This is a genomic window from Lichenicola sp. (genome assembly GCF_965198575.1).
Lineage (GTDB): Bacteria > Pseudomonadota > Alphaproteobacteria > Acetobacterales > Acetobacteraceae > Lichenicola.
Genome location: NZ_OZ240671.1, coordinates 2,061,757 through 2,087,584 on the forward strand (window position 1 = coordinate 2,061,757; position 25,828 = coordinate 2,087,584).

The window sequence follows — 25,828 nt, forward strand, 5'->3', positions numbered from 1 at the left end:
GCGGCACAGCCAGTGTTTGCGGCAAATCATCGGGAATGATAGCGGACGCCGCCGGTGAGGCATGAAGGAGCGCCCGATCTTGAGCCTGACCAATCTCACGCGTGCGGCGCGCTTCGACCTGCTCGGCATCGGCAACGCCATCGTCGACGTTCTGGCGGCGGTGCCGGCCGGACTTCCCGAGGCGCAGGGCATGATCCCGGGCAGCATGACGCTGATCGATACGGCGCGCGCTGACGAGCTCACCGCGATGCTTCGGGACCGCCAGCAGACCGGTGGCGGCTCGGCAGCCAACACCTGCGTCGTGGCGTCGCTGCTCGGCGCCCGCACCGCCTATCTCGGCACCGTTGCCGCCGACACGCTCGGCCAGGCCTTCGCCACCGACCTGGTCGCTGCCGGCATCCATTACCCGACGGCGCCGCTTGGTCCGGAGCGCGCCGCGGGTCGCACCACCGCCCGTTGCCTGATCCTGGTGACGCCGGACGGGCAGCGCACGATGAACACCTATCTCGGCGCCTGCACTGCGTTCGGACCGGACGACGTCGACGAGGCCACCGTCCGTGACGCCCGGATCACCTACCTGGAGGGCTACCTGTTCGACCCTCCGGCAGCGCAGGAAGCGTTCCGGCGCGCGGCGACCCTGGCGCATGACGCCGGGCGCACGGTGGCGCTCTCGCTGTCGGACCCGTTCTGCGTGGATCGGCACCGCGCTGCCTTCCTGGCGCTGGCCGCCGGTCATGTCGACATCCTGTTCGCCAACGAGGACGAGATTGTTTCGCTCTACCAGGCCGACAGCTTCGAGCAGGCGGCGGAACGGATCGGCCGCGACGTCGAGCTGGCCGTGTTGACGCGTTCGGAGCATGGCAGCGTAGCGTTCCGGCAGGGCGTACGGACCGATATCGCGCCGGTGCCGGCCCACGTCGTCGACAGCACCGGCGCCGGAGATGCCTACGCTGCGGGGTTCCTGTCGGGCCTGGCGCAGGGCCGTTCGATCCCGGAGTGCGGCCATATCGCAAGCATCGCCGCATCGGAGGTGATCTCGCATTTCGGGGCCCGTCCGGAGGCCGATCTGCTTGCCCTTGTGGCGAACGCAGGTCTCGCCTGAGGCCCCCAAGCACATTTTAGGCGTGCAAACGCCGCGGCGCAGCATTATCTAGCCCCAAATCATAACTGTTCGGGGCCAAAGCGGGCCCGCGTCAGCCACCGCCATTCCGGCGGCGGCTCCGTTCGCGCATCTTCCGCGCCGCCCAGAGCCAGCAGGTCAGCCAATGGACATCCGCAACATCGCCATCATCGCCCACGTCGACCATGGCAAGACCACATTGGTCGACCAGCTGTTGCGACAGTCCGGCTCGTTCCGCGAGAACCAGGTGGTGGCCGAGCGGGCGATGGACCGGAACGACCTGGAGCGCGAGCGCGGCATCACCATCCTGGCGAAGTGCACCAGCGTGGTCTGGAAGAACACCCGCATCAACATCATCGACACGCCGGGCCACGCCGATTTCGGCGGCGAGGTCGAGCGTATCCTGAACATGGTGGACGGCGCGATCGTGCTGGTGGACGCGGCCGAGGGCGCGCTGCCGCAGACCAAGTTCGTGCTGACGAAGGCCCTGGCGCGCGGCATCAAGCCGATCGTCGTGGTGAACAAGGTCGACCGCCAGGACGCGCGTCCGGACGAGGTCCATACCGAGATGTTCGACCTGTTCGCGGCCCTCGGCGCCAATGACGAGCAGCTCGATTTCCCGATGCTGTTCGCGTCGGGCCGCCAGGGCTGGGCCGATATCGAGCTGAACGGCCCGAAAAAGGACCTGGCGCCGCTCTATGACCTGGTGCTGAGCCACGTGAAGCCGCCGAACCTGGACAAGGACGCGCCGTTCGCGATGGTCGCGTCGATTCTCGAGGCCGACCCGTTCCTGGGCCGCGTGCTGACCGGTCGCGTCGAGCAGGGCCGCGCCCGCACCAACATGCCGGTGCGCGTGCTGCGCGCCGACGGCACCGTGGTCGAGACCGGCCGCCTGACCAAGCTGCTGTCGTTCCGCGGCCTGGAGCGGGTGCCGGCCGATGAGGTCGAGGCCGGTGACATCGTGGCCGTGGCGGGGCTGTCCGAGGCGACCATCCCGGAGACCATCGCGTCGCCGGAAGTCACCGCAGCGCTGCCCGCGATCCCGGTCGATCCGCCGACCCTGTCGATGACCTTCCGCTTGAATGACGGCCCGCTCGGTGGTCGCGAGGGCAAGAAAGTCACGTCGCGGCAGATCCGCGACCGGCTGTTCAAGGAGGTCGAGGGCAACGTCGCCATCCGCGTGTCCGAGAGCCCGGAGAGCGAGGCGTTCGAGGTCGCCGGGCGTGGCGAATTGCAGCTCGGCGTGCTGATCGAGCAGATGCGTCGCGAGGGCTTCGAGCTCACCATCGGTCGCCCGCGCGTGCTGACGCGGCAGAACGAGGAGACCGGCGACCGCGAGGAGCCCTTCGAGGAGGTGCTGGTCGACGTGGACGAGGCGTTCTCCGGCATCGTCGTCGAGAAGATGAGCATCCGGAAGGGCCAGATGCAGGATATGCGGCCGTCCGGCGGCGGCAAGGTGCGTCTGACCTTCATCATCCCGTCGCGCGGCCTGATCGGCTATCACGGCGAGTTCCTGACCGATACCCGCGGCACCGGCATCATGAACCGGCTGTTTGCCGGCTATCAGCCCTGGGCCGGCACGATCGAGGGCCGCACCAAGGGCTCGCTGATCAGTTCCGAGGATGGCGCCGCGGTGCAGTACGCGCTGTGGTACCTGCAGGAGCGCGGCGTGCTGTTCGTCGATCCGGGCGAGAAGGTCTATGTCGGCATGATCCTCGGCGAGCATTCCCGCGGGTCGGATCTCGAGATCAACCCGATCAAGGAAAAGAAGCTCACCAACATCCGCGCCGCCGGCAAGGATGACGCGATGCTGCTGGTTCCGCCGCGCCGGATGAGCCTGGAGCAGGCAATCGCCTATATCGAGGATGACGAACTGGTGGAGGTGACTCCGTCGGCAATCCGCATCCGCAAGCGCTACCTCGATCCGAACCAGCGCAAGCGGGCGGAAAAGAAGGGCGACAGCGCGGCCTGATCGTCTGCCTGCCGATCAGGAGTTCGTTGCGTTTCAATAGCCTAACCGGACGCCGCGTGGCGCGGCTGCTAAGCCCGCCACGCGGTGCCACAAAACCGACATGATTTGTTATCGGTCCATGCCCGGTTTGTGTTGTATTTCAGGCCACTGCGTAAGAAACTTCGGTGCCATACCGAACTTGACCCGCGACGTGCCTGGGGTGCCATGTTATGGGGTGTTTGCGCAGCCGTTCCCTCGTTGGGGTCGGCGTTGCAGCAACGCCTGTCCCACTCCGCGGAGACATCCATGACCTTCACGACCCGGTTCCTCGCCGCCCTGTCGACCGCAGCCCTTCTGGGCGCTGCGGCACCGGCATTCGCTCAGAACACGATGGCGGCACCCGCCACCACCACCCCCGCGGCACCGATGGCCGCCCCGGCCCCGACCGCTCCCGCTCCGGACACCGCAGCGCCGGCGATGTCCGCACCGGCGACCACGGCACCCGCCGCATCCAGCGACAGCAGCATGGCGCCGAAGAAGACGACCAAGCACCACAAGAAGACCACCACGAAGCACCACAAGAAGGCGGCAGCCTCGACCGAGGCAGCTCCGGCTCCGCAATAACCTGCCTTTGGTTCCTGACCACGGGCTTATCCGCCTCCATGCGTGACAGGGGTGCGCGGAACCGGTTCCAACCGGCTCCCGCTCCCCTGGCTATGGGATCGGCTTGAGCGGCCGCCTCTTGACCGCATCATCCGACACTCCTGGAGTTGTCGCGCCCAGCGAGCTGGATCCGCCAACTCGGCGCATGATCGCGCTGATGGGCGGCTTCGGTTTCGCCTCCGGGCTGCCGCTTTTCCTCACCTTCTTCACGCTGCAGCAATGGCTCAGCGAGAGCCACATCTCGCTCAGAGCAATCGGTGCCGCCGCCCTGATCGGGCTGCCCTACCTGCTGAAATTCCTGTGGGCGCCGCTGCTCGACCGCATGCCGCCGACACCGTTGACACGCCTTGGTCGGCGCAGAGGCTGGATCCTGCCGATCCAGGCTCTGCTCACTCTGGCGATTGTGCTGATGGCGGACTGCCAGCCGGCGCGCGCCTTGTGGCCGCTGGTCTGTGCTGCCGTCGCGCTGGCGTTCTTTTCCGCCAGCCAGGACATCGTCATCGATGCCTGGCGCATCGAGACCTTTCCCGGTCGTCTGCAAGCGGCGGCACTCGGCGCCTACACCTGGGGCTACCGGATTGCCATGCTGTGCTCCGGTGCCGGAGCGATCTGGCTTGCTGCCAAGATCGGGTGGCACTTGTCGCTTCTCGCCATGGCAGCGCTCAGTCTGATCGGACCCTTCCTGGCCCTGATCGCGCCCGAGCCGGCGTTGGTCCCCGCCCATGGTGCGACCGGGTCGGGCTGGCGGCATGCGCTGAGAGCCCGCGTGCTCGAGCCGTTCCGCGATCTGCTCGGGCGTCCGGATGCCTGGATGGTCATTGCCTTCGTGCTGGTGTTCAATCTCGGAACCCAACTCGCCGACACCATGGCGTACCCGCTCTACCGTGCTTTGGGGTTTGCTCCCACCGCGGTCGCCGCCGCGAACGGGATCCCTTCGCTATGCGCAGCACTCGCCGGTGCGGCAGCGAGCGGGGTGCTGGTGGCACGCATCGGCATTGGCCGGTCGTTGATCCTGTGCGCCGTCGTGCAGATGTGCTCGATCCTGCTGTATGTGGCCCTGGTGCGATCCGGCCCGGTTTTCGCGATGCTGTTCGCCAAGGTGACTTTGGAGGGGTTCGCCGAGGTGCTGGCCGCCACCACCTTCGCCACCTATCTGTCGCGGCTGTGCTCACTGGAATACACGGCGACGCAATACGCGCTGCTGTCGTCGCTGGCACCGGTGGCCTGGCGCACGTTGGGCGGCACCACCGGCTTCCTCGCGCAGGGGGTGGGTTGGACGTCTTTCTACCTGCTGACCGTGGGCGCCTGCCTGCCAGGCATCCTGATCATGGTGCTGCTGCTTCGGCGTCATCCGGGCGGCCTGCCGTCGAAGCGGGCCCACATAATCGCCGCGTGACGCGTTCCGTCCCATATGGATGCCACGCGATGCCGAGCCGGACGGGACAATGACAGCAACGCCACTCTTCAAGCCTTCCACCGCGCATGCCTGGCTCGGAGACCAGTTCTTCGACCTGGTGCAGCCGGCGGCCTTTCCCGAGCACATCGTGCGCTACCGCAACCAGCACCAGGCCGCCCGGGTCGGGCTCGACACGCTGAGCGACACACGGTGGATCGATCATTTCGGCCGCTTCGAGCCGCTGCCGGGCTCTTTCTCTCAGCCGCTCGCGCTGCGTTATCACGGTCACCAATTCCGGAACTACAACCCTGAGCTCGGCGACGGGCGCGGCTTCCTGTTTGCCCAGGGACACGACCTCATCGACGGGCGGCTGCTGGATTTCGCCACCAAGGGCAGCGGCAGGACGCCCTGGTCGCGCGGTGGTGACGGCAGGCTCTCACTGAAAGGCGGTGTGCGCGAGGTGCTTGCAACGAGCATGCTGGAGGCACTCGGCGTCGAGACGTCGAAGTCGTTCTCGCTGATCGAGACCGGCGAGGCGCTGAGCCGCGGCGATGAGCCTTCACCGACGCGCTCGGCCGTTCTGGTGCGTCTGAGCCACTCACACATCCGCATCGGCAGCTTCCAGCGCCTGGCCTACCAGCAGGACACCGACAACATCAGCCGCCTGCTCGACTACACCATCCGGACCTACATGCCGGAGGTGTGGCGCGAGACCGAGAGTGACCGCGCACTGGCGTTTCTGGAGAGCGTGTGTGGCAGGGTGGCACAGGTCGGCGCGCAATGGATGCTCGCCGGGTTCGTGCACGGCGTGCTGAACACCGACAACATCAACGTGACCGGCGAGAGCTTCGATTACGGTCCGTGGCGTTTCCTGCCGACCTACCAGCCCGATTTCACCGCGGCCTATTTCGACACCGGAAAGCTTTACGCCTACGGGCGTCAACCGGACACGCTGCTGTGGAACCTGATCCGGTTGGCCGAGTGCCTGTTACCGCTCGCCAACCAGGCAGCGCTGGAGGCGGTGCTGCAACGCTTCGGCGAAATGTTTCACGTGGAACAATCGACGTCGCTGCTGCGTCGGCTGGGACTGCGGTCGGGCGGGCAAGACGCCGATACAATGTTTGCAAGCCAGGTATGGGCATTCCTGCGCGAGAGCCAGGTGCCGTTCGAACAGTTCTTCTTCGACTGGTATGGTGGGTCATGCTCATCGGACCGGGCGGCTGCCAGCCCGTCGGCCAGCTCTTACGCCAGCGAGGGGTTCGCCGCTCTGCGCGCGACGATCAGTGGGTATGACGCGATGCCCGGGCTCCGTCTCGATCATGCCTATTTCGCCGATCCGACCCCCTGCGGCATGCTCATCGATGAGATGGAGGCAATCTGGGCGCCGATCGCCGCAAGCGATGACTGGTCACCGTTCCGGAGCAAGCTCGCGGCGATCGAGCGGATGGCAGAGGCCTACTCCGGTCTCGATCCATGACGAGCTTCGACGACATCGTCGCCCGCCTTCGCGTGCCGGTGATGGGCGCGCCTCTGTTCATGGTCTCGTCGGAGGCACTGGTGATCGCGCAATGCCGCAGCGGGATCATCGGCGCGTTCCCGGCGCTGAACGCCCGTGGCACTCACGCCGCGCTGCATGATTGGCTGTCGCGCATCGAGGACGCGCTCGGCCAGGACGACATGGCTGCACCGTTCGCCGTCAACCAGATCGTGCACCGCTCGAACAGCCGCCTCGCGGCCGATGTCGAAACCTGCGTGCGACACCGGGTCCCGATCGTCATCACCTCACTCGGCGCGCAGCCTCACGTCAACGACGCGGTGCATAGTTATGGCGGCATCGTCATGCACGACGTGACCAATCAACTGCATGCACACAAGGCGATCGAGAAGGGCGCCGATGGGTTGATCCTGGTGGCGGCGGGTGCCGGCGGCCATGCCGGTGTGCAATCACCGTTCGCACTTCTGGCGGAGACGCGAGCCTGGTTCGACGGCCCGATTGTGTTGTCGGGTGCCATCGCCACCGGCCGCGCAGTGTTGGCGGCAATCGTTCTTGGCGCCAACCTTGCCTATGTCGGGTCGGCGTTCATTGCCAGCGAGGAGGCCAACGCGGTACCCGACTACAAGCAGATGGTGATAAACTCGGAGGCGGCTGACATCGTCTATACCGACATGTTCACCGGCGTGCACGGCAACTACCTGCGCGGCTCGATAACACGGGCTGGCCTCGACCCAGAGGCGATTGCTCGTGCCAAGCCAGCCACGCTGAGCCTTGAGACGTCGGCCAAGGCGTGGCGCGACGTCTGGGGGAGCGGCCAGGGAATCGGCGCCATCGACGCGATTCGCCCCGCGGCAGAGATTGTTGCACGTCTTGCTGACGGATACGCGCAGGCAAGGGCGGGCCTCTGACCGGCTACGTCGCGCTACTCGCCTTCGTATTTGTCGTGGCAACGGTTTTCACCGCCATCCCGGTCGCTGCCTTCGGTTGCGCCGTTGTTCGTAAAGACGGGGTGTCTCCCGCCCGTCTGGCCGACGATGACGATGACGACGCCGCGAAGGGCACGGATCTTGTTGCGTCTGCATTTGGAAAGCTGGCGCTCTTAGACCCGCGCCTGATGCAGAACGCCGAGCGAGCCCAGCGTCCCGCCAACTCGACGAGCGACTCCGGGATTGCGGTTCATTCAGCCCGCCAGATGATCCGGACCCAGATCACAGCGCTGGTCCCGGCGCTGAGCAACACTGGCGTGGTCCCCCTGGTTGAGGGCAAGGCGCCGGTAGCGATTGAGGCCCTCACACGCTACGCTTGGAAAACCGTCGGGGCTGGGCATGTCGGAGGTGGGTTGATGTCTTCGAAAACCTCCGACCATCCTCGGCGCATGGCGTCATGCTCGTGAGAAGTCCATGGTTCGGGCCGAAGACAGTCGGCTGGGGATGGACACCCATAACCTGGCAGGCTTGGGCGGTCACGGTGGCGTTCACGGTGGCCGTCTTGGTCGTGTCGATGATCCCGGGCATCCGATACCGCCTCGGTATATTATTGGCGCTTGTCGCGGTATTCATTCTCGTCGCCGCCGTGACCGGCACCAAGCCCGGCGGGAACCTCTAATCCGGAGCCTAGCGTCGGGCTGTTGCTGAGGATGAACGAGGCAACTTGATCGACCACGGCTGGCAGAAGAGGAAGGTCAGGGTCGCCATAGGTCGAAAGGTTGTCGGCAAGAGCCTTTGACGGCACCGACTTCAGGGCATGGTTCACGTCGGTGAAAAGACCTAGTTTCGCCGTTCGGTCGGCGTCCGCGAGCCGACGCGCATCAGATGGATCGACCTGAACGTCACGCTTGCCCTGCAGGATCAGGATCGGCATCCGGAAGTTGGCGATCAGCATCGCCGGGTCGAGCGAGAGCTCGCTGATGAGTAGCGCCTGAACGGCGTGCCGAAACAGGGCAGTACAGCCGGGTCACTCTGCGAAGGGTCCACCCGATTGCCCGACTCGAGCGAGGAGAGACTTGTCGAAACCGCGATCGACGAAGGCATCTGCGGGACGTGCCGAATCGCCCCGAGAAGAAGCATGCGCTGAACGACGAGACAGACTGGCGGACGGCGACGCCGCTCCATCATGCCGATCTCGACAATGCCATCCGGAAATTACCGATCGACAGCGGCGGGAGCTGCTTTCCGTGCGGAGGCGACATCGGCGACGTCATCGAGTAGCGTAGGCCTGGCGGACAGGGCACGGATTGGCGGCGCTGCGGACGCTTTTCCGTTACTCAGCCGACCATGCTGACGGCCTCATTATCGGAGAACACCATGTCCGAGACTGCCGAGATCATCGAGGCTCTCACAGAGCGGCGCGAGTTGTTGTCGACGCTCGGTTATCGTGTGCGGATCGACCTCAAGGATGCCGGCTCGATCCTGATAGACGCCACCGAGCCGGACGTCTCGGTCGTGGAAGCCGACCAGGACGCCGAGGCCGACACCGTCATCAAGCTGTCGGCGGACAACATGCGCAAGCTGTTGGATGGCACGCTGAACGCGATGTGGGCTTACACCCTCGGCCAACTCAGGATCGAGGGCAGCCAGGGCGTCGCCCTCAAGCTGAGCTCGCTGCTCGGCGAGAAGTAGACCTGCTAGGTCACGCCCGATCGACGATCGGAACGAAGTCGAGGTTCTCCGGCCCGGTGTAATTGGCGGTAGGTCGGATGATCTTGCCGTCCTGGCGCTGCTCGATCACGTGCGCGGCCCAACCGGCAGTGCGGGCGATCACGAACAATGGGGTGAACATGGAGGCCGGCACGCCCATCGCCGCGTAGGACACGGCCGAGAACCAGTCGAGATTGGGAAACATCCTCTTGGTGTCCCACATCGTCGTCTCGATCCGCGCAGCGACGTCGAATTTCGCTGTGGAGCCATTTCCGGCTGAGAGTTCGTGGGCGATCTCCTTGATCACCACGCTGCGGGGGTCGGCGATCGTATAGACCGGGTGACCGAAGCCGATCACGACCTCTTTCCTGCCGACCCGCTCACGGATGTCGGCCTCTGCCTCATCCGGTGTGGCGTAACGCGCCTGGATTTCGAGAGCCACTTCGTTGGCGCCCCCGTGCTTCGGGCCCCGCAGAGCGCCGATGCCGGCAGCAACCGCCGAATACATGTCCGAACCGGTCCCGGCGACAACGCGCGCGGTAAAGGTCGAGGCGTTGAACTCGTGTTCGGCATACAGCACCAGCGACGCGTGCATCGCCCGGACCCAAGTCGGGCGCGGCGTTTCACCGTGCAGCAATTGCAGGAAGTGGCCGCCGATGCTGTCGTCGTCGGTCTCGATGTCGATGCTCACACCGTTGAAGGCGGAGTGATACCAGACCAGGAGCATCGACCCGAGCGAGGCCAGCAGCCGGTCGGCGATGTCGCGGGCACCCGCGAGACTGTGGTCGTCCTTTTCCGGCAGCACGCAGCCGAGTGCCGAGACGCCAGTGCGCATCACGTCCATAGGATGCGACGCGGCCGGAAGACTCTCCAGCACCGTGCGCACCACCGCCGGCACCCCGCGCAGCCGCTTCAGCTTCAGTTTGTATGCAGCGAGCTCCGCGATGTTCGGTAGCGTGCCATGCACCAGAAGATGCGCGATCTCCTCGAACTCGCATGTCCGCGCCAGGTCGATGATGTCGTACCCGCGATAATGCAGGTCGTTGCCTGATCGTCCGACGGTGCAGAGCGCAGTGTTGCCGGCGATCACTCCCGAGAGTGCGACAGACTTCTTCGGCTTCAGCGCCGCCGTCTCGCTCATCAGAACAGCCCCTTCCCGCCCGTCGCCCGTATCGCGTCGGGAACCGCAACCGTCAGCAGCGGCAACTCCTCCGGCCGAAGCTCCGGCAGGCGCTGCACCACATCGAGGAAGCGCTCGGTCTCGGTGGTCTCCAGGATGCCTTCCGTCAGGATCCGGAACTTTCGGACATAGTCAGCGCGCATCCAAGGCGTCGCACCCAGCGTGTGGGCGTTGGCGACGGCAAGCTCGTCCGCGATCACCTGGCCGTTCTTCAGCGTGATGATGATCCGTCCACCGAAGGCTTTCACCGCGGGATCGTTCGAATGATACCGCTCGGTCCATGCCGGCTGCTCGACCGTGCGGATTTTCCGCCACAACGCGACCGTATCCGGACGTTGCGCACGCTCCGGCGCGTACGAGCGGACGTGGTGCCAGGCGCCGTCCTGCAAGGCTACGGCAACGATGTACATGATCGAGTGATCGAGCGTCTCGCGCGATGCGGTGGGATCGAACTTCTGCGGATCGTTCGCGCCGGTGCCGATGACGTAGTGCGTATGGTGCGACGTCTCGATCAGGATGTTGTCGACATCGTCCCAATTCTCCACTCGGCGGCCGAGGCGGAAGCTGAGATCGATCAGAGCCTGGCTTTGGTACTCTGCAGAATGTTCCTTGGTGTAGGTGTCGAGAATGCCGCGCTTGGGCTCGCCGATCGCCGGCAGCGGCACGTGATACAGCGCGTCCCGGCCGTCGAGCATCCAGGCAATGACGCTGTCCTCGCCCTCATAGATCGGGCTCGGCGCACCCTCGCCGCGCATCGCCCGGTCCACCGCCTCGATCGCCAGCTTGCCGGCATGGCTCGGCGCGAACGCCTTCCATGACGAAATCTCGCCCTTGCGGGACTGCCGGGTTGCCGTGGTGACATGCAGCGCCTGCTGCACGGACTGGTAGATGACCTCGATCGGCAGGCCCAGCAGCGTGCCGACCCCTGCCGCCACGGACGGTCCGAGATGCGCCACGTGGTCGATCTTGTGCTTGTGCAGGCTGATCCCGCGCACGAGGTCGACCTGGATCTCGTAGCCGGTGGCAATACCACGCACCAGATCCGCGCCGCTCGCGCCCGCCTGCTGCGCCACAGCCAGGATCGGCGGGATGTTGTCGCCGGGGTGGGAGTATTCCGCCGCCAGGAAGGTGTCGTGGAAATCAAGCTCGCGTACCGCGGTGCCGTTCGCCCAGGCTGCCCATTCGGCATGCACGCGGATGTCCGGCCCCATTCCGAACACGGTCGCCCCGCCCGGACGCGAGTGCGCCAGCGCCTGGTCGCGCGCGGTGACGACCGGGTGTCGATTGACCGAGGCGATGGCCACTGCGGCATTGTCGATCAGCCGGTTGACGATCATCTCCGCAACGTCGTCCTGGACGGCGACCGGATCGGAGGCGACCGCAGCGATCTTCCAGGCCAATTGGTCCTCGCGCGGCAGGCGCTCGCGTTCCGGGTGTACCCGGACGTCATGGACGATCATGCGGTCAGGTCCTCAGCCTTGGGCGGGCGACATCGCTTGGCTGTGTGGCAGATTTCGCCTGGGGCTGGAAGCTCGCGACGATTTTCGTCACCGGCCGGCACCTAGCCATGGTCGGCGCGCCGATGTACGCCAATCATCTACAGACTGCCGGCCCGCGGAGGACCAAGCCTCTGCACGACAAGAGGCCCGCGGATGTGCGGCTGGTCATCGGTCTGCTTCCGGTCATCGAGAGCGGCAGCTGCCGATCTGCCCGCGGACGGAGGGAGTTCGAGGACGTGACGCTGCGACAGGACGCGGGGCTCATCGCCACCGTGACAATGAACCCGACCATCGACATCGCCGCGCGGGCAGAGACCGTGCAGCCGACGCACAAGCTGCGGACCTACTCCGAACGACAGGATCCGGGCGGCGGCGGCATCAACGTGACAAGCGTGTTGACGGCGCTCGGCTGCCCGACGCGCGCCTTGTTGCTGGCTGGCGGTTCCACCGGGCGGCTGCTCGACGAACTCCTGGCCGATCGCGGCATCGAGCGCCACGTGGTGCCGATCGGCGGTCGGACCCGGACGAGCCACGCGATGACCGACGAGTCGAGCGGCCACGAGTACCGCTTCATCTCGCAGGGGCCGGTGGTGAGCGAGCCGGAGTGGACGGCGATGCTCGAGGCGATCCGCACCCTGGACGCGACCTGGCTGATCGCCAGCGGCAGCCTGCCCCCCGGGGTCCCGGAGGAGTTCTATGGCTGGCTCGCGTCTGCCGCCAGGGCACGTGGCACGCGCTTCGTGCTGGACACGTCCGGGCCGCCGTTACGCGCGGCACTGGCGACCGGCGGAACCTGCATCACGCTGGTCAAGTCGAGCCTGAGCGAGCTCGAGAGCATCGTCGGACGCAAGCTGCCCGACACGGCGGACCAGGAGGCCGCGTCGCTGGAGATGGTCCGGAGCGGGCGCACCGAGCTGTTCGCGCTCACCCTCGGCGACGACGGCGCCACGCTTGCCTCCGCCGACGGCCTGTTGCGGCTGCCGGCACTCGATGTCGTCGTGAACGGGACCGTCGGCGCCGGCGACAGCTTCCTGGCCGGCATGGTCATGGCGCTCGCAGAGGGGCGCACCCCGGAGGACGCATTGGCCTGGGGGATTGCCGCGGGGGGTGCTTCCGTCATGATGCCGGGCACGGCTTCCCTGGACCGGCTGCTGGTGGAGCGGCTTCGGCGCCTGATACCGCTCCCCTGAGCCGCGTGGCCTAATGGGGGTCGTCGGTCCAGGCCCACACCACGATCCGCCAGCCGGCCGGCGTAAGCGTCAGGACCCCGGTGTTGCGACCCGTCATCCGGAACGTGCTGCCGTTCATCGAGCCGGTGATCACCCCCGGGACAACGACGTAGGCGTCGTCTTTTTCTCGGTCGAATTCCGAGACGAGGGGCGCCGACAGCTCGACATCGATGTTCGACATTCCATGCCGCTTGGAGAACCTGCCGAAACTGCTCCACCACTTATCGACCGCGTTCGCCCCTTGCCATGAAAACGGAGCAAAGCTGTCCACGATCGTGGGAGAGCTCGTGAAGAGCGCCCTGGCCGCCGGCAGATCGCCCGAGTTCGTCGCGTGGGCGAGGTCGTTCATGATCTCGGCGGGAGAGGTCGTGCTTGCGGCCGAGGCACTTCCCATCGAGACGGCAAGGCCCAATGCGATGACAACGCCAGATTTCATGAAGCAGCCTTTTCCATGTTCAAGACGAGTGGAGCCTCGCACGACACGCACCGCGTGCTGCGGCTGGAGCTTCAGGTCAGCTTCCTGACCCGGCGCTAACGGATCCTGGCGATCTGGTGCTCGCTCAGCGCCCGGATGAAGTCGGGAAGCGCGACGAAGCCCACTGGCGTCAGCTCAGCCGGGGCGTTGCCGCCATCCAGGGCGATCGTCCAGAGCAGGAAGGCCCGCAGCGCCGTTGCGGTGGCCGGATCGGCCTGTCTGCCCGAGACGATCGCGTATTCGTAATTGATCAGCGGGTAGGAGTTCGAGCCCGTCGCGAAGACCAAACTCAGGCGCTCGTCGGGGGGCGTGCGCGGGTCGAGCTCGGAGGCGGCGGCGCCGATCGTGGCAGGCGTCGCCGTCACGAACTGCCCGGCTTGGTTCTTCAGGATCGCGGTGCCGAGGCCGGCCTTGGCGGTGGCGTCGGCAGAACTGATGCCGACATAGCCGATCGAGTACGGAGTGGATTGCAGCGCATGGACCATGCCGGTGTTGCCAACGACGGACTTTTCCCCGGGCACGTCGGGCCAGGCGATCGAGGTGCCGTAGCCGGGGCCATCCTCCCAGCGCTGGGTCGAGAAATCGAGGAACTGGGTGAAGATGAAGGTGTCGCCGGATGCGTCGGCGCGTCGGATCGGCACGATCGGCTGGTGCGGCAATGCGACGCCGGGATTGAGGGCGGCAAGACCAGGCGCGTCCCAGCTGACGATGCGGCCCGAGTAGATGCCGGCCAGCGTCGGCCCGTCGATCCGCAGCGGCGCCGACAGGCCGGGCAGATTGGTGTTGATCGTTTGCGCCGAGATGGCGAGCGGGATGTTCAGGATGCCGGGGTTCTGTTCCGCCTCCTGGTCGGACATGTAGGCGTCCGAGGCGCCGATCTGTACGTGGCCGGCAATGGCCTCGGAGATCCCCTTGCCCGACCCGGTGGCGGCGGCGGTCACGACGGTATCCGGATGTGCGGCGTCGTAGGCGGCGATCCAGCTCTGGAACAACGGGTAGAGCAGGGTGGACCCGCTCTCCTGCAGCGTGACCGGGGCGGAGTGCGCCGGTATCGCGAGGCCCAGCATCAGGCACGATGCAAGTGTCGTGCAGGCGGCGGTGCGCCTGGCCGCCTTCGAGAGGGCCTTCACTGGCCGATCCTCTCCAGGTTCACGCCATTGGTCTCGATCCGGTACAGCCATGTGACGACCGCGCCCAGCAGCGAGGTGACCACCAGGCCATACAGCAGCGCGCGCGTGCCGATGCTCACCAGCAGGATCGGAAACAGGAAGGCCGTCAGGACCGCGCCGATCTTGGCGAAGGCGGCCGCGAAGCCGGCACCCATGCCACGCACTGCGGTCGGGAAGACCTCGCCGGCGAGCAGGTAGGTCTGCGCGTTGGGCCCGAGATTGGTCATGTAGTTGAACAGCATGAAGCCGGCGAAGATGATCTCGACCTTGGCGCTGCCGGTGAAGTCGATCGAGAACGAGGCCAGCAGCAGACCGACCGCGCACCCGATGAACCCGATGATCTGCAGCCGGATGCGTCCGGCACGGTCGGCCAGCAGCACCGCGCAGAGGATGCCGACGATCAGCAGCACGTTGATCATCGCGGCCCCCTCCGCGGCGCGGATGCCCTCCGAGATCAGGTCGCTGAGGCTGCGCACATGGTCGGCGCCACCACCGAGTGCGGCAGCCAGGATGGTGGGGGTGAAGATGCCGATGCCGTAGGTGCCGAGATCCTGCAGGAACCAGGGCACCGACGCGAAGATGGTGGCGCGCAGGTTGCGGCTGTCGAACAGCGCGCCGAAGGACGGGCGTGCTTTCGTTGCTGTGGTCTGGACCAGGTCCGCATGCGCCAGCGGGGGCCGCGTCAGCCGGGGGTTCTGCGGATATTGCGGCGCGCGCGCCAGCAGCCGCGCGATTGCCACCTCGGCCTTGTCGTGCGCGCCGCGGATCGCCAGCCAGTTGGCGCTCTCGGTGACGTAGAAGCGACCGATGGTGACCAGGATCGCCGGGAACAGCGCGGTCGCATACATCCAGCGCCAGGCATCAAGCTCCGGCTTCCAGATCAGGATCAGGCAGCCGACGCCGGTGCCACCCAGCGCGCCGACCGCCTGGAATGCGAATGCGCCGAGCACCAGCTTGCCGCGCGCGGTGCTGGGGATGCTTTCAGAGATGATCATGTGGGCGGTCGGGTAGTCGCAGCCGAGTGCCAGGCCGAGGCCGAACAGGCAGATGATCAGCGATGTCGCATTGGCGCACAGGATCAGCAGGGCCAGGAAGGCGCAGAAGATGATCATCTCGATGATGAACATCCGCTTGCGGCCGAAATAGTCCGACAGCCCGCCCAGCCCGACGGCGCCGACCAGGATGCCCGCCAGGCTGGCGGCGCTGATCAGGCCCTTCTCCGAGGCGCCGATATGGAATTCGCGCACGATCAGCGGCAGCGCCACACCGGTCATGAAGACCACGAAGCCTTCGAAGAATTTGCCAGCCGCCGCCAACGCCCAGATGCGCCGCTGCATGGCTGTCATCGGCACCGAGTTGAGGCTGGTGCCGTCCGGCCAGATCGGGCGCTCGTCGATGTAGTCCTGCACCGTTCTCGGCGCCTGCAGGTCGACCTTCTTGGCGTCCACGACGTCGCTCATTGTCAGCCTCCGGGCCGCGTCATCCGGTCGTGGATCACCATCCCATCAGGTGAGACGGGCGCTTGTACGAACGTCCCAAAATCCAACGTGGTCGACGAGTGAAGCTTTGATGGCAGGATGACGCGGCTCTCGAGGGGTGTTCGGCGACATCCTGAAGGGGAGCTGGTGGCAGTTTGCCGTTAGCCCGCTGTTCATCTGTGTGTGCGGAAATGCGCTCGGGCGTCACGGAGCGTGGCATGGCACTTTCATCGGGCGATCGACTGCCCTTCTGCGTCGGCGTCGGGCCGGATCGCAGCTTTCATTCGAGCGACCATCAGGCGGGGCGGCCGGCCGTCCTGGTGATCGGCGTCGGCTCATCCACGCCTGTCGTGGAGGCGACCAGCGCCAGTGTTGCAGCGCGCCGCGATGCGATCGTCGCGACCGGTGCGGACTCGTGGCTCCTGCTACCGTTCGCGGCGATGGCACGGCTGTATGCGGACAAGACTGCTTCATCCGACACACTCCGTGCGCTGCTCTGTCCGGACCAGTTCTTCGAGGCCTGCGTGCGGCTTGGGACTCCGATCCCGCTGGTTGTGGTGATCGATCGAGGCGGCCTCGTCGCGGGGTGCTGGCAGGGCCTGGATGCCGACCCGGAGCAGATCGCGGAGGCGGCGCTGGCCTGTCTCTGCGCATTGGCCGGCAAGGCTCCTCCCGCTCCTCCCGTCCTGTTCGTGTCCCGCTTGTTCGAGGCGGAATTCTGCCGGACGTTGATCGAGGCGTTCGAGACTGCGCCCACATTCGACAGTCCGGTCAGTTCCTCGGGTCCGGACGGGCAACTGGTCGATCGCGTCGATCACCGCCGCAAGCGGCGACGCGACTGGCTGCTCGAGCCGGGTGACGGGTTTTACGACGATGTCAGGAACCGCCTCTTCAACCGCTGCATTCCCGCGATCGACCGCGCGTTTCAGCACGAGGTCGCTCATCTCGACCGCATCCTCGTCGCGCGATACGACGAGGGAGCCGGCCACTTCAGCCGTCATCGCGACAATGTCGGATCTGCCGTGGCGTTCAGGCAGTTCGCGCTGTCAGTCAATCTCAATGCGGGCGATTACGAAGGCGGGTGTCTGAGGTTTCCGGAGTTCGATGACGGGCTCTACCAGCCTGCGACCGGCGAAGGCTTGGTGTTCTCCGCCTCGCTTCTCCACGAGGCGACCCGCGTGACGTCGCGATGCCGTTACGTCCTGCTGACCTTCCTGCACGATGAACGGGCAGAAGCCCGCCGGCGCATGGGGTTGAACGCGGTCGCCCTGCCGGACCATCAATGTGGCAGGTGCTAGCTTGCCGCACGGCTGAATGGGAGCGAGCTCCCGAGCCGGCGTTTCTTCTTTTCAGGGCCGCCGACGATGTGGCCGATCGCGGTCAGGCTCTCGACGTGATCACAGACGATCTTGAACACCGCCAGCAGCGGCACGCTCAGGAACGCACCAGGAATGCCCCAGAGCCAGTCCCAGAACAGCAGCGACGCCATCACGAGCACCGGGTTCAGCGTGAAGCGTTTTGCCAACAACAGCGGCGTGATGGTCTCGCCTTCCATCAGATGGATGCCGAAATAGATCGCCGGCGGCAGCAGCGCGTGCAGCGCCGACGGGAACACGAACAGCCCGACGAAGAAATACACCACGATCCCGGTGAACGGCCCGATGATCGGGATGTAGTTCAGCAGGAACGCGAGCACGCCCCAGAGCAGCGGGTTCGGCACGCCGAGCAGCCAGCACTGGATGAAGTTCAGGCTGCCGACCAGCAGGTTCATCACCGTGATGGTGGCCAGATACAGCGACACGTTGCGCTCGATCTCGGACGCGATCTGCACCGCGCGGCGCTTGTCGGCCCAGGTCGGCATGATCTCGACGAACCGCCGCAGCAGGCTGTCACCCTCGTAGAGCAGAAAGAACAGCATCAGCAGCATGCTGAACATCTGGCCGAGGAACGCCCGCGTGCCGACCAGGATCGAGGAGCCGACGCTGGTCAGGCCGCTGGTGCCGGACTGCTGCACCGCGATGGTGCGGACGCCTGGTTGCTGCGCGCTGGTCTGGTCCATCAGCGACTGCAGCTTCTTCATGCCGCCCTGCACGGCGTGGATCGGCCCGTTCAGGAACGACAGCTTCTGCTGCAGCGCGGGCAGGCTCTGCGGCGCCTTGCTGATCCAGCCGCTGGCGGGCACCGAAATCGCCGCACCGATGGCGCCGACCAGGCCGAACAGCGCCACGATCAGCAGCAGTGCCGCAAGCGGCTTCGGTACCCGGAGCCGCTGGTTCAGGAAGCGCATCGGCCCCGACAGCAGCAGGTTCAGCACCCCGGCGAGGACGAACGGCAGCACGAGGTCGCTGGTGAAATAGAGCGTGTAGAACGACGCCAGCACGGTGAGCACCAGCAGGCAGACCGACAGCGTGTTGAGGCTGCTGTTCCGCTTGGCGTCCTGCACCGCCGCCTGGGCCGCAACCAGTTGCTTTTGCTCGAACTCGATGTCGTCGGCTCTGCCGATCGTCCCAACCATAACTCTGCCCGCCCGTCCCAATAGGCCGTGCAACGCCGCCCGGCCGTGATCGTTTTTATAGCGTGATGGCGGCGGCGTGTGGCAGGCGCACGATGAAGCGGGCACCGATGACCCGCCCTTCGGCGTCGATGCGGTTCTCCGCCAGGATCTGGCCACGCAGCGCCTCGACGATCTGCCGGCTGATCGACAGCCCGAGCCCGGAATGCTGGCCGAAATTCTCGCCCGCCGGCCGCTCCGAGTAGAAGCGGTCGAAGATGCCGTCGAGCTTTCCAGCCGGTATGCCCGGCCCTTCGTCGGCGATGGCAACCTCCACCATCCCGGGCGCCGGCAACGCGAGGTCGGTGACCGACAACGTGATGCGACCATTGGGGGGAGAGAAGCTGGCCGCGTTGCCGATCAGGTTGCGCAGCACCTGCACGAGACGATCCTCCACCGCCTCCACCACCAGCGGCCGGGCCGGCGCCGACGGCACCTCGACCAGCATCACCGGGTCGCCCTCCTTGCGGGTCGCCTGGTTGATCTCTGCCAGCACGGCGAGGATCGGCACCACATCGACCGGCTCGGTGATCGAGCGGGACAGTTCCGCGTCGATCCGGCTGGCGTCGGAGATGTCGGTGATCAGCCGGTCGAGACGGCGCACGTCGTCGTTGATGATGGCAAGGAGGCGCTTCTGCTGGGCCGGGTCCTCGATGCGCATCAGCGTCTCGATGGCGCTGCGGATCGAGGAGAGCGGGTTCTTGATCTCGTGGCTGACGTCCGCGGCAAATCGCTCGATCGCATCCATCCGCGCCCACAGCGCCCGCGCACTCTCCTCCAGCGCCTGCGCCAGTTCGCCAAGCTCGTCGCGCCGGCCGAGCAGCTGGCGCGGCACGCTGCCGCTGCGGCCGATGGTCTCGCGCATCACGTGCGCCGACGCCGCCAGGCGAAGCAGCGGCCGCGCGATCGTCTGCGAGAGGTACCACGACAGCAGCACGGTGATCGCCAGCGCCACGCAGAACAGCACCAGGATCGAGGACCGCACGGCGAACAGCGAGCGGTCGACCTCGCGCGCCTCGCGGGTCAGCTGGATGATGCCGACCGTCTGGCCGTCATGCGCGACCGGCTCGGCCACCGTTACCAGCAGCTTGTGGTCGGTCGTACGCCGGATGAAGGGCGCGGTCTCGGAACTGTCGGTGTCGCCGAGCTTGAGCTGCTCGCGGATCTGCGGCTGCACGTCCGGGTCGCCTCCCGAACCTGACGGCCCCAGGCTCGACTGGCCGGATGGCACCAGAGGTTGCTGCGGCAGCAGTTCGAGCAGCCGGTCGTACAGTCGCTCCAGCAATGCGCCGAAGCTCCGGGTCGAGCCGGGGACGGGTTTGCCGCTGCTGTCGACGCCCGGCCGGGCAGCGTGCTGGTCGATCTCGGCTGCGTCGGACCTGCTGTCGGCGATCAGCTGGCCGTCGGGCGCATACAGCCGTGCCTGCGCGCTCGGGCTCGGTTCGGTCAGTCGCAGCAGCAGCGGGCGTGCAAGGTCCGGAACCAGCATGAAGGCGTCCGGCGTGACGGTCTCCGTCGCGGCAGCGGGAGAGCCGGCGACACCAGGGGTGCCGGCATGTGCAGGATGCGGGTGGTGCGCCGGATGGTGCGCCGACGGTGCCACCGCGGACTGGCCGAGTGCGCCGGCATAGATCCGGGCCTGCTCCCGCAGCGCGCTCACTTCGGCTTCGAGCAGGCTGTTCTGGAACTGGTTGAGATAGAGCAGCGTCGCCACCAGCAGCGCCAGCGGCACCACGTTGACGAGCAGGATCCGCCGCATCATCGGCGACATCCAGCGGCGCCGCCGACGTTTCAGCGCGGTGGCCGCGACGGGCGGCGATTGCGGCGCGGCTGCCGGCTTCGGGTCGGGAGTCGTGCGCTTGACCGGCGCCCAACCCGGGAGGGAGAGCGCCTTCACCGGCGGCTACTCTTCCTTGTACCGGTAGCCGATGCCGTACAGCGTCTCGATGTGGTTGAAGCTCTCGTCGATCTGCCGGAACTTCTTGCGCACGCGCTTGATGTGGCTGTCGATGGTGCGGTCATCGACATAGATGTTCTCGCCGTACGCCGCGTCGATCAGCTGGTCGCGCGACTTCACCAGGCCCGGACGCGATGCCAGCGCCTTCACCAGCAGGAACTCGGTGACGGTCAGCTGGATGTCGGCGCCGCGCCACAGGCACTGGTGGCGGGTCTCGTCCAGCGACAGCTCGCCGCGCGCCATCACACCAGCCGGTGCTGCACCATTGGCCTCGGCACGCAACACCTCGCCACGACGCAGCAGCGCCCGGATCCGCTCCAGCAGCAGGCGCTGGCTGAACGGCTTGGTGATGTAGTCGTCGGCGCCGAGGCGGAGGCCCATCAGCTGGTCGACCTCCTCGTCCTTGCTGGTCAGGAAAATCACCGGCAGCTGCGACTTCGCACGCAGCCGCTGGAGCAGTTCCATGCCGTCCATCCGGGGCATCTTGATGTCCAGCACGGCAAGGTCCACCGGCTTGGCGGTCAGTCCCTGCAAGGCACTTTCGCCGTCGGTGTAGGTGCGGACGTGGAAGCCCTCGGCCTCCAGTGTCATGGAGACCGACGTCAGGATGTTGCGGTCATCGTCGACCAGCGCGATCGTATGCTTAGTCGGCTCCATCAAGGGGGCTCCTGGGTTCGTTCTGAGTGTGGCCCGAAACACCCGCCGCGCCAATCTGCCTGAAAATCTTGCAGCGATTGGGTCGGCTCCGGTGCTGTCGGGCGTCCTGCGGCTTGTCCCCGGGCGCGGCGTCACCTAATTCAGCGCCATGGACGAACACCCCCAGACACATGTCGGTGAAACGATGAACACCGCGAACGACCAGGATCGGGCTGCAGGCGCCCATGCCGGCCCACCGAACTTCGACAGGCCGCACAGCGACGCCGATCGGGCGCAGGACGGATCGGGGACTGCGGGCGATGCCGAGGCCGGTGGCCCGGACGAGCTGATGCACGTTGCCAGCGAGCGCATCCGCACGCTCGAGAGCTCCGTCGAGGAGATGCGCGAGAAGTGGTTGCGCGCCGAGGCCGAGATTCAGAACGTGCGGACCCGCGCCAAGCGGGATGTCGACGATGCCCGCCAGTATGCGGTGCAGAAGTTCGCCAAGGATGTGGTCGAGGCGGCCGAGAACCTGCGTCGCGGGCTCTCCAGCCTGCCGCCTGCGGATGCCGACGAGAATCCGGTGGTGACCAAGCTCCGCGAGGGGTTCGAGAGTGTCGAGCGGTCGTTCCTGGGCATCCTGGAGCGCAACGGCATCACCGGCACCGATCCGACCGGCAGCAGCTTCGACGCGAACCTGCACCAGGCGATGGCCGAGCAGCCGAGTGGCGATCACCCGCCGGGCACGGTCTTGCAGGCCTGGACCTCGGCCTGGACGTTGCACGGCCGGTTGCTGAAGCCCGCGATGGTGGTCGTCTCGAAGTCGTCCGAGCCGGCCGTGCTCGCGACGAGCCAGCACGAAGCGGAGGCCGGTGCACAGGTTGGTGGTCCGTCGGCACAGGCTCCGGCAGGCGGTGGCTTCGACCGGACCGTCTGATGCCGATCTGCCTCGTTTCGTGGCAGAATTGCCGCGGCGGGGCTTGTCGTAACGGTCCGGCCTGAATACATCCCGAGCCGGATTGAATGCACGCGACGGAGGCTTTCGTTAAGCTTTCCGGCCTGCCGGCATGATATGACGTGGTGTTCCAAAGGGTGGCGTCCGGTGCTTCGGGCCGCACGCTGCCGCTGACGAGGAGAGCAGTATGAGCAAGGTAATCGGTATCGATCTCGGCACGACGAACTCGTGCGTCTCCATCCGCGAGGGTGACGAGAACCGGGTGATCGAGAACAGCGAGGGCGCGCGCACCACCCCCTCCATGGTCGCCTTCGCCGAGAACGGCGAGCGGCTGGTCGGCCAGGCGGCCAAGCGCCAGGCCGTGACCAACCCGACCAACACCCTCTACGCCGTAAAGCGCCTGATCGGCCGCCGCTTCGAGGACCCGACCGTCGAGAAGGACCGCGCGCTGGTCCCGTTCGCGATCGTCAAGGGCGAGAACGGCGATGCCTGGGTCGAGGCCCGCGGCCAGAAATACGCGCCGTCGCAGATTGCCGCCTTCGTGCTCGGCAAGATGAAGGAGACCGCCGAGACCTATCTCGGTGAGACGGTCAGCCAGGCGGTCATCACCGTCCCGGCCTACTTCAACGACGCCCAGCGCCAGGCGACCAAGGATGCCGGCCGCATCGCCGGTCTCGAAGTGCTGCGCATCATCAACGAGCCGACCGCGGCGGCGTTGGCCTATGGCCTCGAGAAGCGCAACGGCGGCACCGTGGCCGTGTATGACCTCGGCGGCGGCACCTTCGACGTGTCCGTGCTCGAGATCAGCGACGGCGTGATCGAGGTGAAGTCGACCAACGGCGACACCTTCCTCGGTGGCGAGGATTTCGATGCCCGCGTGATCGCCTACCTGGCGGACGAGTTCAAGCGCGAGCAGGGCATCGACCTGCGGAACGACAAGCTCGCCCTGCAGCGCCTGAAGGAGGCCGCCGAAAAGGCGAAGATCGAGCTCTCCTCCTCCAAGGAGACCGAGATCAACCTGCCCTTCATCACCGCCGACGCCTCCGGGCCGAAGCACCTGGTGCTGAAGCTCAGCCGCGCGAAGCTCGAGAGCCTGGTCGCCGACCTGATCGAGCGGACCCTCGGTCCGTGCCGTGCGGCGCTCAAGGATGCGTCGGTGACGGCGAGCGAGATCGAGGAAGTGATCCTGGTCGGCGGCATGACCCGCATGCCGAAGGTCATCGAGGTCGTGAAGCAGTTCTTCGGCAAGGAGCCGGCCCGCAACGTAAACCCCGATGAGGTCGTGGCGATCGGCGCGGCGGTCCAGGGCGCCGTGCTGAAGGGCGACGTCAAGGACGTGCTGCTGCTCGACGTGACGCCGCTGTCGCTCGGCATCGAGACGCTCGGTGGCGTGTTCACGCGCCTGATCGATCGCAACACCACGATCCCGACCAAGAAGAGCCAGACCTTCTCGACCGCCGAGGACAACCAGGGTGCGGTGACCATCAAGGTCAGCCAGGGCGAGCGCGAGATGGCGGCCGACAACAAGGTGCTTGGCCAGTTCGACCTGATGGGCATTCCGCCGGCGCCGCGCGGCGTGCCGCAGATCGAGGTCACCTTCGACATCGACGCCAACGGCATCGTGTCGGTGTCCGCCAAGGACAAGGCGACCAACAAGGAGCAGCAGATCCGCATCCAGGCCTCGGGTGGCCTGTCGGACAAGGACATCGAGCGCATGGTGAAGGAGGCCGAGGCCAACGCCGACGCCGACAAGGCCAAGCGCGCGTCGGTCGAGGCCCGCAACGCGGCCGAGAGCCTGGTGCACCAGACCGAGAAGACGCTGTCCGAGAATGGCGACAAGGTCCCGGCCGCCGAGAAGGCCGAGGCTGAATCGGCGATCGCGGCGACCCGGGCAGCCATGGAAGGCAGCGATGTCGAGGCGGTCAAGGCCGCGACCGATCGCCTGACCCAGGTGTCGATGAAGATCGGCGAGGCGATGTACAAGGCCGGTGCCGACGCTGCAGGTGCCGCTGGTGCCGGCGAGCCGCCTCCGGGTGCGTCGGCCGGTCCGGGTGCGAGCCAGGGCGGCAACGCTCCTGGCGGCGAGCGCGTGGTCGATGCCGACTTCGAGGACATCGACGACAAGAAGAAGTCGGCCTGATCGCTTCCGGCGGTTGACGACACGAAAGGGCGCCCGCGCTTCGGATTGAAGGCGGGCGCCTTCTTCAAGGCACTACGGAGACGACCGTCAGGCGTGCCCTCGAGTGGGGCGCTGGCTGGTCCCCGGTGAGGAACACATGGCCAAGCAGGACTACTATGCGACCCTCGAGGTCGCCCGGGATGCCTCTGCGGACGACCTGAAAAAGGCGTATCGCAAACTCGCCATGAAGTATCACCCGGACCGCAATCCGGGCGACAAGAGCGCCGAAGGCCGCTTCAAGGATCTCAACGAAGCATACGACGTCCTCAAGGACGACCAGAAGCGCGCCGCCTATGACCGCTACGGCCATGCCGCGTTCGAGGGCGGCGGTCCGGGCGCTGGAGGCTTCGAATATGCGGCCGGCGCCGGTGGCCTCGGCGACATCTTCGACCAGGTGTTCGGCGACATGATGGGCGGCGGCCGTCGCGGCGGCGGTGGTCGACCGCGTGCCGGCGCAGATGTCCGTGCCCAGGTCGAGATCAGCCTGACCGACGCGTTCTCCGGCATCAAGGTGCCGTTGCGCGTGCCGAGCCGCGTGACATGCGAGGCGTGCACCGGCACCGGTTCCGAGGACAAGAGCCGCGGCGCAGAGACCTGCCCGACCTGTCACGGTGCCGGCAAGGTCAGGGCGCAACAGGGCTTCTTCCTGGTCGAGCGCGGTTGCCCGACCTGCGGCGGCAGTGGTCGCGTGGTGCGCAACCCGTGCAAGGTCTGCCGAGGTGCGGGCACCGTCGAGCGCGAGCGCAGCATCTCGGTCGACATCCCGGCGGGCATCGAGGACGGCACCCGGCTGCGTGTGCAGGGCGAGGGCGAGGCCGGACCGCAGGGCTCGCCCAACGGCGACCTCTATCTGCATGTGGGGGTAAAGCCGCACGAGATCTTTCAACGCGACGGCGCGACCGTCGTGGTTCGGGTTCCGCTCGGCATGACGACGGCGGCCCTGGGTGGTCATGTCGAAGTGCCCGTGGTCGATGGCACGCGCACCAAGCTGACCGTGCCCGCGGGCAGCCAGAGCGGCGATCAGCACAGGCTGCGCGGCAAGGGCTTCTCGGTGCTGCGGAGTGCCGCGCGCGGCGACATGTATGTGGTCTTCGCGGTCGAGACGCCGCGCCACCTCAGCAAGCGCCAGCGTGAACTGCTGGAGGAGTTCCAGGCCGAGGGCGCCGAGAACGACAAGAGCCACCCCGAGACCGAGGGGTTCTTCGGCAGGGTTCGGGATTTCTTCGAAGGCAAGAGCTGAAGGTTACGGCAGAATCGAT

23 protein-coding genes are annotated in these 25,828 nt (G+C 66.5%); 14 read left to right on the plus strand and 9 right to left on the minus strand.

Features of this window, described 5'->3' with window-relative positions; translation table 11 throughout:
- The first annotated feature begins 85 nt into the window (after window positions 1–85).
- The 7 genes from ACOEQ2_RS09475 to ACOEQ2_RS09505 all read left to right on the plus strand — a co-directional run bounded on the left by ACOEQ2_RS09475 (window position 86) and on the right by ACOEQ2_RS09505 (window position 8,018).
- On the plus strand, window positions 86–1,102 hold the full coding sequence (locus ACOEQ2_RS09475; protein WP_419731185.1) for an adenosine kinase: 1,017 nt from the start codon (window positions 86–88) through the stop codon (window positions 1,100–1,102).
- Window positions 1,103–1,265: 163 nt separating this feature from the next.
- Entirely contained in the window at window positions 1,266–3,092 is a 1,827-nt protein-coding gene (gene typA, locus ACOEQ2_RS09480) for a translational GTPase TypA (RefSeq protein ID WP_419727746.1), read from the plus strand.
- A gap of 285 nt (window positions 3,093–3,377) precedes the next feature.
- A complete protein-coding gene (locus ACOEQ2_RS09485; protein WP_419727747.1) occupies window positions 3,378–3,695 on the plus strand; it encodes a hypothetical protein in 318 nt (105 codons plus the stop codon).
- Window positions 3,696–3,879: 184 nt separating this feature from the next.
- Window positions 3,880–5,130 (plus strand): AmpG family muropeptide MFS transporter, encoded by a 1,251-nt coding sequence (locus ACOEQ2_RS09490; RefSeq protein ID WP_419727748.1) that lies wholly within the window; start codon window positions 3,880–3,882, stop codon window positions 5,128–5,130.
- Between the two features lie 49 nt (window positions 5,131–5,179).
- Window positions 5,180–6,607, plus strand: a complete 1,428-nt coding sequence (locus tag ACOEQ2_RS09495; protein ID WP_419727749.1) for a protein adenylyltransferase SelO family protein — start codon at window positions 5,180–5,182, stop codon at window positions 6,605–6,607.
- Complete coding sequence (locus tag ACOEQ2_RS09500) at window positions 6,604–7,533, plus strand: NAD(P)H-dependent flavin oxidoreductase (RefSeq protein WP_419727750.1); 930 nt, start codon at window positions 6,604–6,606, stop codon at window positions 7,531–7,533. The genes ACOEQ2_RS09495 and ACOEQ2_RS09500 overlap by 4 nt, the downstream gene beginning before the upstream one ends.
- Window positions 7,534–7,568: 35 nt before the next feature.
- The gene (locus ACOEQ2_RS09505) at window positions 7,569–8,018 is read left to right on the plus strand and encodes a hypothetical protein (RefSeq protein WP_419727751.1); all 450 of its coding nucleotides are present in this window, start codon (window positions 7,569–7,571) and stop codon (window positions 8,016–8,018) included.
- A gap of 140 nt (window positions 8,019–8,158) precedes the next feature.
- Here the strand turns inward: ACOEQ2_RS09505 and ACOEQ2_RS09510 are convergent, their stop codons facing one another.
- Window positions 8,159–8,506, minus strand: a complete 348-nt coding sequence (locus ACOEQ2_RS09510) for a hypothetical protein (RefSeq protein WP_419727752.1) — start codon at window positions 8,504–8,506, stop codon at window positions 8,159–8,161.
- 158 nt (window positions 8,507–8,664) lie between these two features.
- Between ACOEQ2_RS09510 and ACOEQ2_RS09515 the strand changes: the two genes are divergently transcribed.
- Together ACOEQ2_RS09515 and ACOEQ2_RS09520 are read left to right on the plus strand one after the other, a co-directional pair.
- The gene (locus tag ACOEQ2_RS09515; protein WP_419727753.1) at window positions 8,665–8,832 is read left to right on the plus strand and encodes a hypothetical protein; all 168 of its coding nucleotides are present in this window, start codon (window positions 8,665–8,667) and stop codon (window positions 8,830–8,832) included.
- 96 nt (window positions 8,833–8,928) lie between these two features.
- Entirely contained in the window at window positions 8,929–9,243 is a 315-nt protein-coding gene (locus ACOEQ2_RS09520) for an SCP2 sterol-binding domain-containing protein (protein ID WP_419727754.1), read from the plus strand.
- Between the two features lie 10 nt (window positions 9,244–9,253).
- On the opposite strand, the gene prpC is transcribed toward ACOEQ2_RS09520, so the two are convergent.
- A complete protein-coding gene (gene prpC, locus ACOEQ2_RS09525; protein WP_419727755.1) occupies window positions 9,254–10,402 on the minus strand; it encodes a bifunctional 2-methylcitrate synthase/citrate synthase in 1,149 nt (382 codons plus the stop codon).
- Window positions 10,402–11,901, minus strand: coding sequence for an MmgE/PrpD family protein (locus ACOEQ2_RS09530; RefSeq protein WP_419727756.1), 1,500 nt, complete (start codon window positions 11,899–11,901; stop codon window positions 10,402–10,404). Before ACOEQ2_RS09530 ends, prpC begins: the two co-directional genes overlap by 1 nt.
- A gap of 275 nt (window positions 11,902–12,176) precedes the next feature.
- Here ACOEQ2_RS09530 and ACOEQ2_RS09535 point away from each other — a divergent pair, with 275 nt between their 5' ends.
- Window positions 12,177–13,130: a 1-phosphofructokinase family hexose kinase gene (locus ACOEQ2_RS09535; RefSeq protein WP_419727757.1), complete on the plus strand. Its 954-nt coding sequence runs from the start codon at window positions 12,177–12,179 to the stop codon at window positions 13,128–13,130.
- A gap of 10 nt (window positions 13,131–13,140) precedes the next feature.
- On the opposite strand, the gene ACOEQ2_RS09540 is transcribed toward ACOEQ2_RS09535, so the two are convergent.
- The 3 genes from ACOEQ2_RS09540 to ACOEQ2_RS09550 form a co-directional block, all read right to left on the minus strand.
- The gene (locus ACOEQ2_RS09540) at window positions 13,141–13,605 is read right to left on the minus strand and encodes a YybH family protein (RefSeq protein ID WP_419727758.1); all 465 of its coding nucleotides are present in this window, start codon (window positions 13,603–13,605) and stop codon (window positions 13,141–13,143) included.
- A gap of 95 nt (window positions 13,606–13,700) precedes the next feature.
- Window positions 13,701–14,774, minus strand: a complete 1,074-nt coding sequence (gene pstS / locus ACOEQ2_RS09545) for a phosphate ABC transporter substrate-binding protein PstS (protein ID WP_419727759.1) — start codon at window positions 14,772–14,774, stop codon at window positions 13,701–13,703.
- On the minus strand, window positions 14,771–16,273 hold the full coding sequence (locus tag ACOEQ2_RS09550) for an MFS transporter (protein ID WP_419727760.1): 1,503 nt from the start codon (window positions 16,271–16,273) through the stop codon (window positions 14,771–14,773). The genes pstS and ACOEQ2_RS09550 overlap by 4 nt, the downstream gene beginning before the upstream one ends.
- 236 nt (window positions 16,274–16,509) lie before the next feature.
- Here ACOEQ2_RS09550 and ACOEQ2_RS09555 point away from each other — a divergent pair, with 236 nt between their 5' ends.
- A complete protein-coding gene (locus tag ACOEQ2_RS09555) occupies window positions 16,510–17,589 on the plus strand; it encodes a 2OG-Fe(II) oxygenase (RefSeq protein ID WP_419727761.1) in 1,080 nt (359 codons plus the stop codon).
- On the opposite strand, the gene ACOEQ2_RS09560 is transcribed toward ACOEQ2_RS09555, so the two are convergent.
- From ACOEQ2_RS09560 to ACOEQ2_RS09570, 3 genes are all read right to left on the minus strand, one after another.
- On the minus strand, window positions 17,586–18,806 hold the full coding sequence (locus ACOEQ2_RS09560) for an AI-2E family transporter (protein ID WP_419727762.1): 1,221 nt from the start codon (window positions 18,804–18,806) through the stop codon (window positions 17,586–17,588). The two genes, ACOEQ2_RS09555 and ACOEQ2_RS09560, sit on opposite strands and share 4 nt — an antisense overlap.
- A 55-nt stretch (window positions 18,807–18,861) precedes the next feature.
- On the minus strand, window positions 18,862–20,613 hold the full coding sequence (locus ACOEQ2_RS09565; protein WP_419731186.1) for a stimulus-sensing domain-containing protein: 1,752 nt from the start codon (window positions 20,611–20,613) through the stop codon (window positions 18,862–18,864).
- Between the two features lie 132 nt (window positions 20,614–20,745).
- Window positions 20,746–21,456, minus strand: a complete 711-nt coding sequence (locus tag ACOEQ2_RS09570; RefSeq protein WP_419727763.1) for a response regulator transcription factor — start codon at window positions 21,454–21,456, stop codon at window positions 20,746–20,748.
- Window positions 21,457–21,640: 184 nt separating this feature from the next.
- Between ACOEQ2_RS09570 and ACOEQ2_RS09575 the strand changes: the two genes are divergently transcribed.
- The 3 genes from ACOEQ2_RS09575 (at window position 21,641) to dnaJ (ending at window position 25,809) form a co-directional block, all read left to right on the plus strand.
- On the plus strand, window positions 21,641–22,372 hold the full coding sequence (locus tag ACOEQ2_RS09575; protein WP_419727764.1) for a nucleotide exchange factor GrpE: 732 nt from the start codon (window positions 21,641–21,643) through the stop codon (window positions 22,370–22,372).
- A 205-nt stretch (window positions 22,373–22,577) separates the two neighbouring features.
- Window positions 22,578–24,530, plus strand: a complete 1,953-nt coding sequence (gene dnaK / locus ACOEQ2_RS09580) for a molecular chaperone DnaK (RefSeq protein ID WP_419727765.1) — start codon at window positions 22,578–22,580, stop codon at window positions 24,528–24,530.
- Between the two features lie 136 nt (window positions 24,531–24,666).
- The gene (dnaJ, locus tag ACOEQ2_RS09585) at window positions 24,667–25,809 is read left to right on the plus strand and encodes a molecular chaperone DnaJ (protein WP_419727766.1); all 1,143 of its coding nucleotides are present in this window, start codon (window positions 24,667–24,669) and stop codon (window positions 25,807–25,809) included.
- The last annotated feature ends 19 nt before the right edge of the window (window positions 25,810–25,828 follow it).

What these genes read in the sequence shown, in the direction of transcription:
- typA (WP_419727746.1), top strand. Translation starts at nt 1,266, where the DNA reads ATGGACATCCGCAACATCGCCATCATCGCCCACGTCGACCATGGCAAG.
- ACOEQ2_RS09485 (WP_419727747.1), top strand. Translation starts at nt 3,378, where the DNA reads ATGACCTTCACGACCCGGTTCCTCGCCGCCCTGTCGACCGCAGCCCTT.
- ACOEQ2_RS09490 (WP_419727748.1), top strand. Translation starts at nt 3,880, where the DNA reads ATGATCGCGCTGATGGGCGGCTTCGGTTTCGCCTCCGGGCTGCCGCTT.
- ACOEQ2_RS09495 (WP_419727749.1), top strand. Translation starts at nt 5,180, where the DNA reads ATGACAGCAACGCCACTCTTCAAGCCTTCCACCGCGCATGCCTGGCTC.
- ACOEQ2_RS09500 (WP_419727750.1), top strand. Translation starts at nt 6,604, where the DNA reads ATGACGAGCTTCGACGACATCGTCGCCCGCCTTCGCGTGCCGGTGATG.
- ACOEQ2_RS09510 (WP_419727752.1), bottom strand. Translation starts at nt 8,506, where the DNA reads ATGCTGATCGCCAACTTCCGGATGCCGATCCTGATCCTGCAGGGCAAG.
- ACOEQ2_RS09520 (WP_419727754.1), top strand. Translation starts at nt 8,929, where the DNA reads ATGTCCGAGACTGCCGAGATCATCGAGGCTCTCACAGAGCGGCGCGAG.
- prpC (WP_419727755.1), bottom strand. Translation starts at nt 10,402, where the DNA reads ATGAGCGAGACGGCGGCGCTGAAGCCGAAGAAGTCTGTCGCACTCTCG.
- ACOEQ2_RS09530 (WP_419727756.1), bottom strand. Translation starts at nt 11,901, where the DNA reads ATGATCGTCCATGACGTCCGGGTACACCCGGAACGCGAGCGCCTGCCG.
- ACOEQ2_RS09540 (WP_419727758.1), bottom strand. Translation starts at nt 13,605, where the DNA reads ATGAAATCTGGCGTTGTCATCGCATTGGGCCTTGCCGTCTCGATGGGA.
- ACOEQ2_RS09550 (WP_419727760.1), bottom strand. Translation starts at nt 16,273, where the DNA reads ATGAGCGACGTCGTGGACGCCAAGAAGGTCGACCTGCAGGCGCCGAGA.
- ACOEQ2_RS09555 (WP_419727761.1), top strand. Translation starts at nt 16,510, where the DNA reads ATGGCACTTTCATCGGGCGATCGACTGCCCTTCTGCGTCGGCGTCGGG.
- ACOEQ2_RS09560 (WP_419727762.1), bottom strand. Translation starts at nt 18,806, where the DNA reads ATGGTTGGGACGATCGGCAGAGCCGACGACATCGAGTTCGAGCAAAAG.
- ACOEQ2_RS09565 (WP_419731186.1), bottom strand. Translation starts at nt 20,613, where the DNA reads ATGTCGCCGATGATGCGGCGGATCCTGCTCGTCAACGTGGTGCCGCTG.
- ACOEQ2_RS09570 (WP_419727763.1), bottom strand. Translation starts at nt 21,456, where the DNA reads ATGGAGCCGACTAAGCATACGATCGCGCTGGTCGACGATGACCGCAAC.
- ACOEQ2_RS09575 (WP_419727764.1), top strand. Translation starts at nt 21,641, where the DNA reads ATGAACACCGCGAACGACCAGGATCGGGCTGCAGGCGCCCATGCCGGC.
- dnaK (WP_419727765.1), top strand. Translation starts at nt 22,578, where the DNA reads ATGAGCAAGGTAATCGGTATCGATCTCGGCACGACGAACTCGTGCGTC.
- dnaJ (WP_419727766.1), top strand. Translation starts at nt 24,667, where the DNA reads ATGGCCAAGCAGGACTACTATGCGACCCTCGAGGTCGCCCGGGATGCC.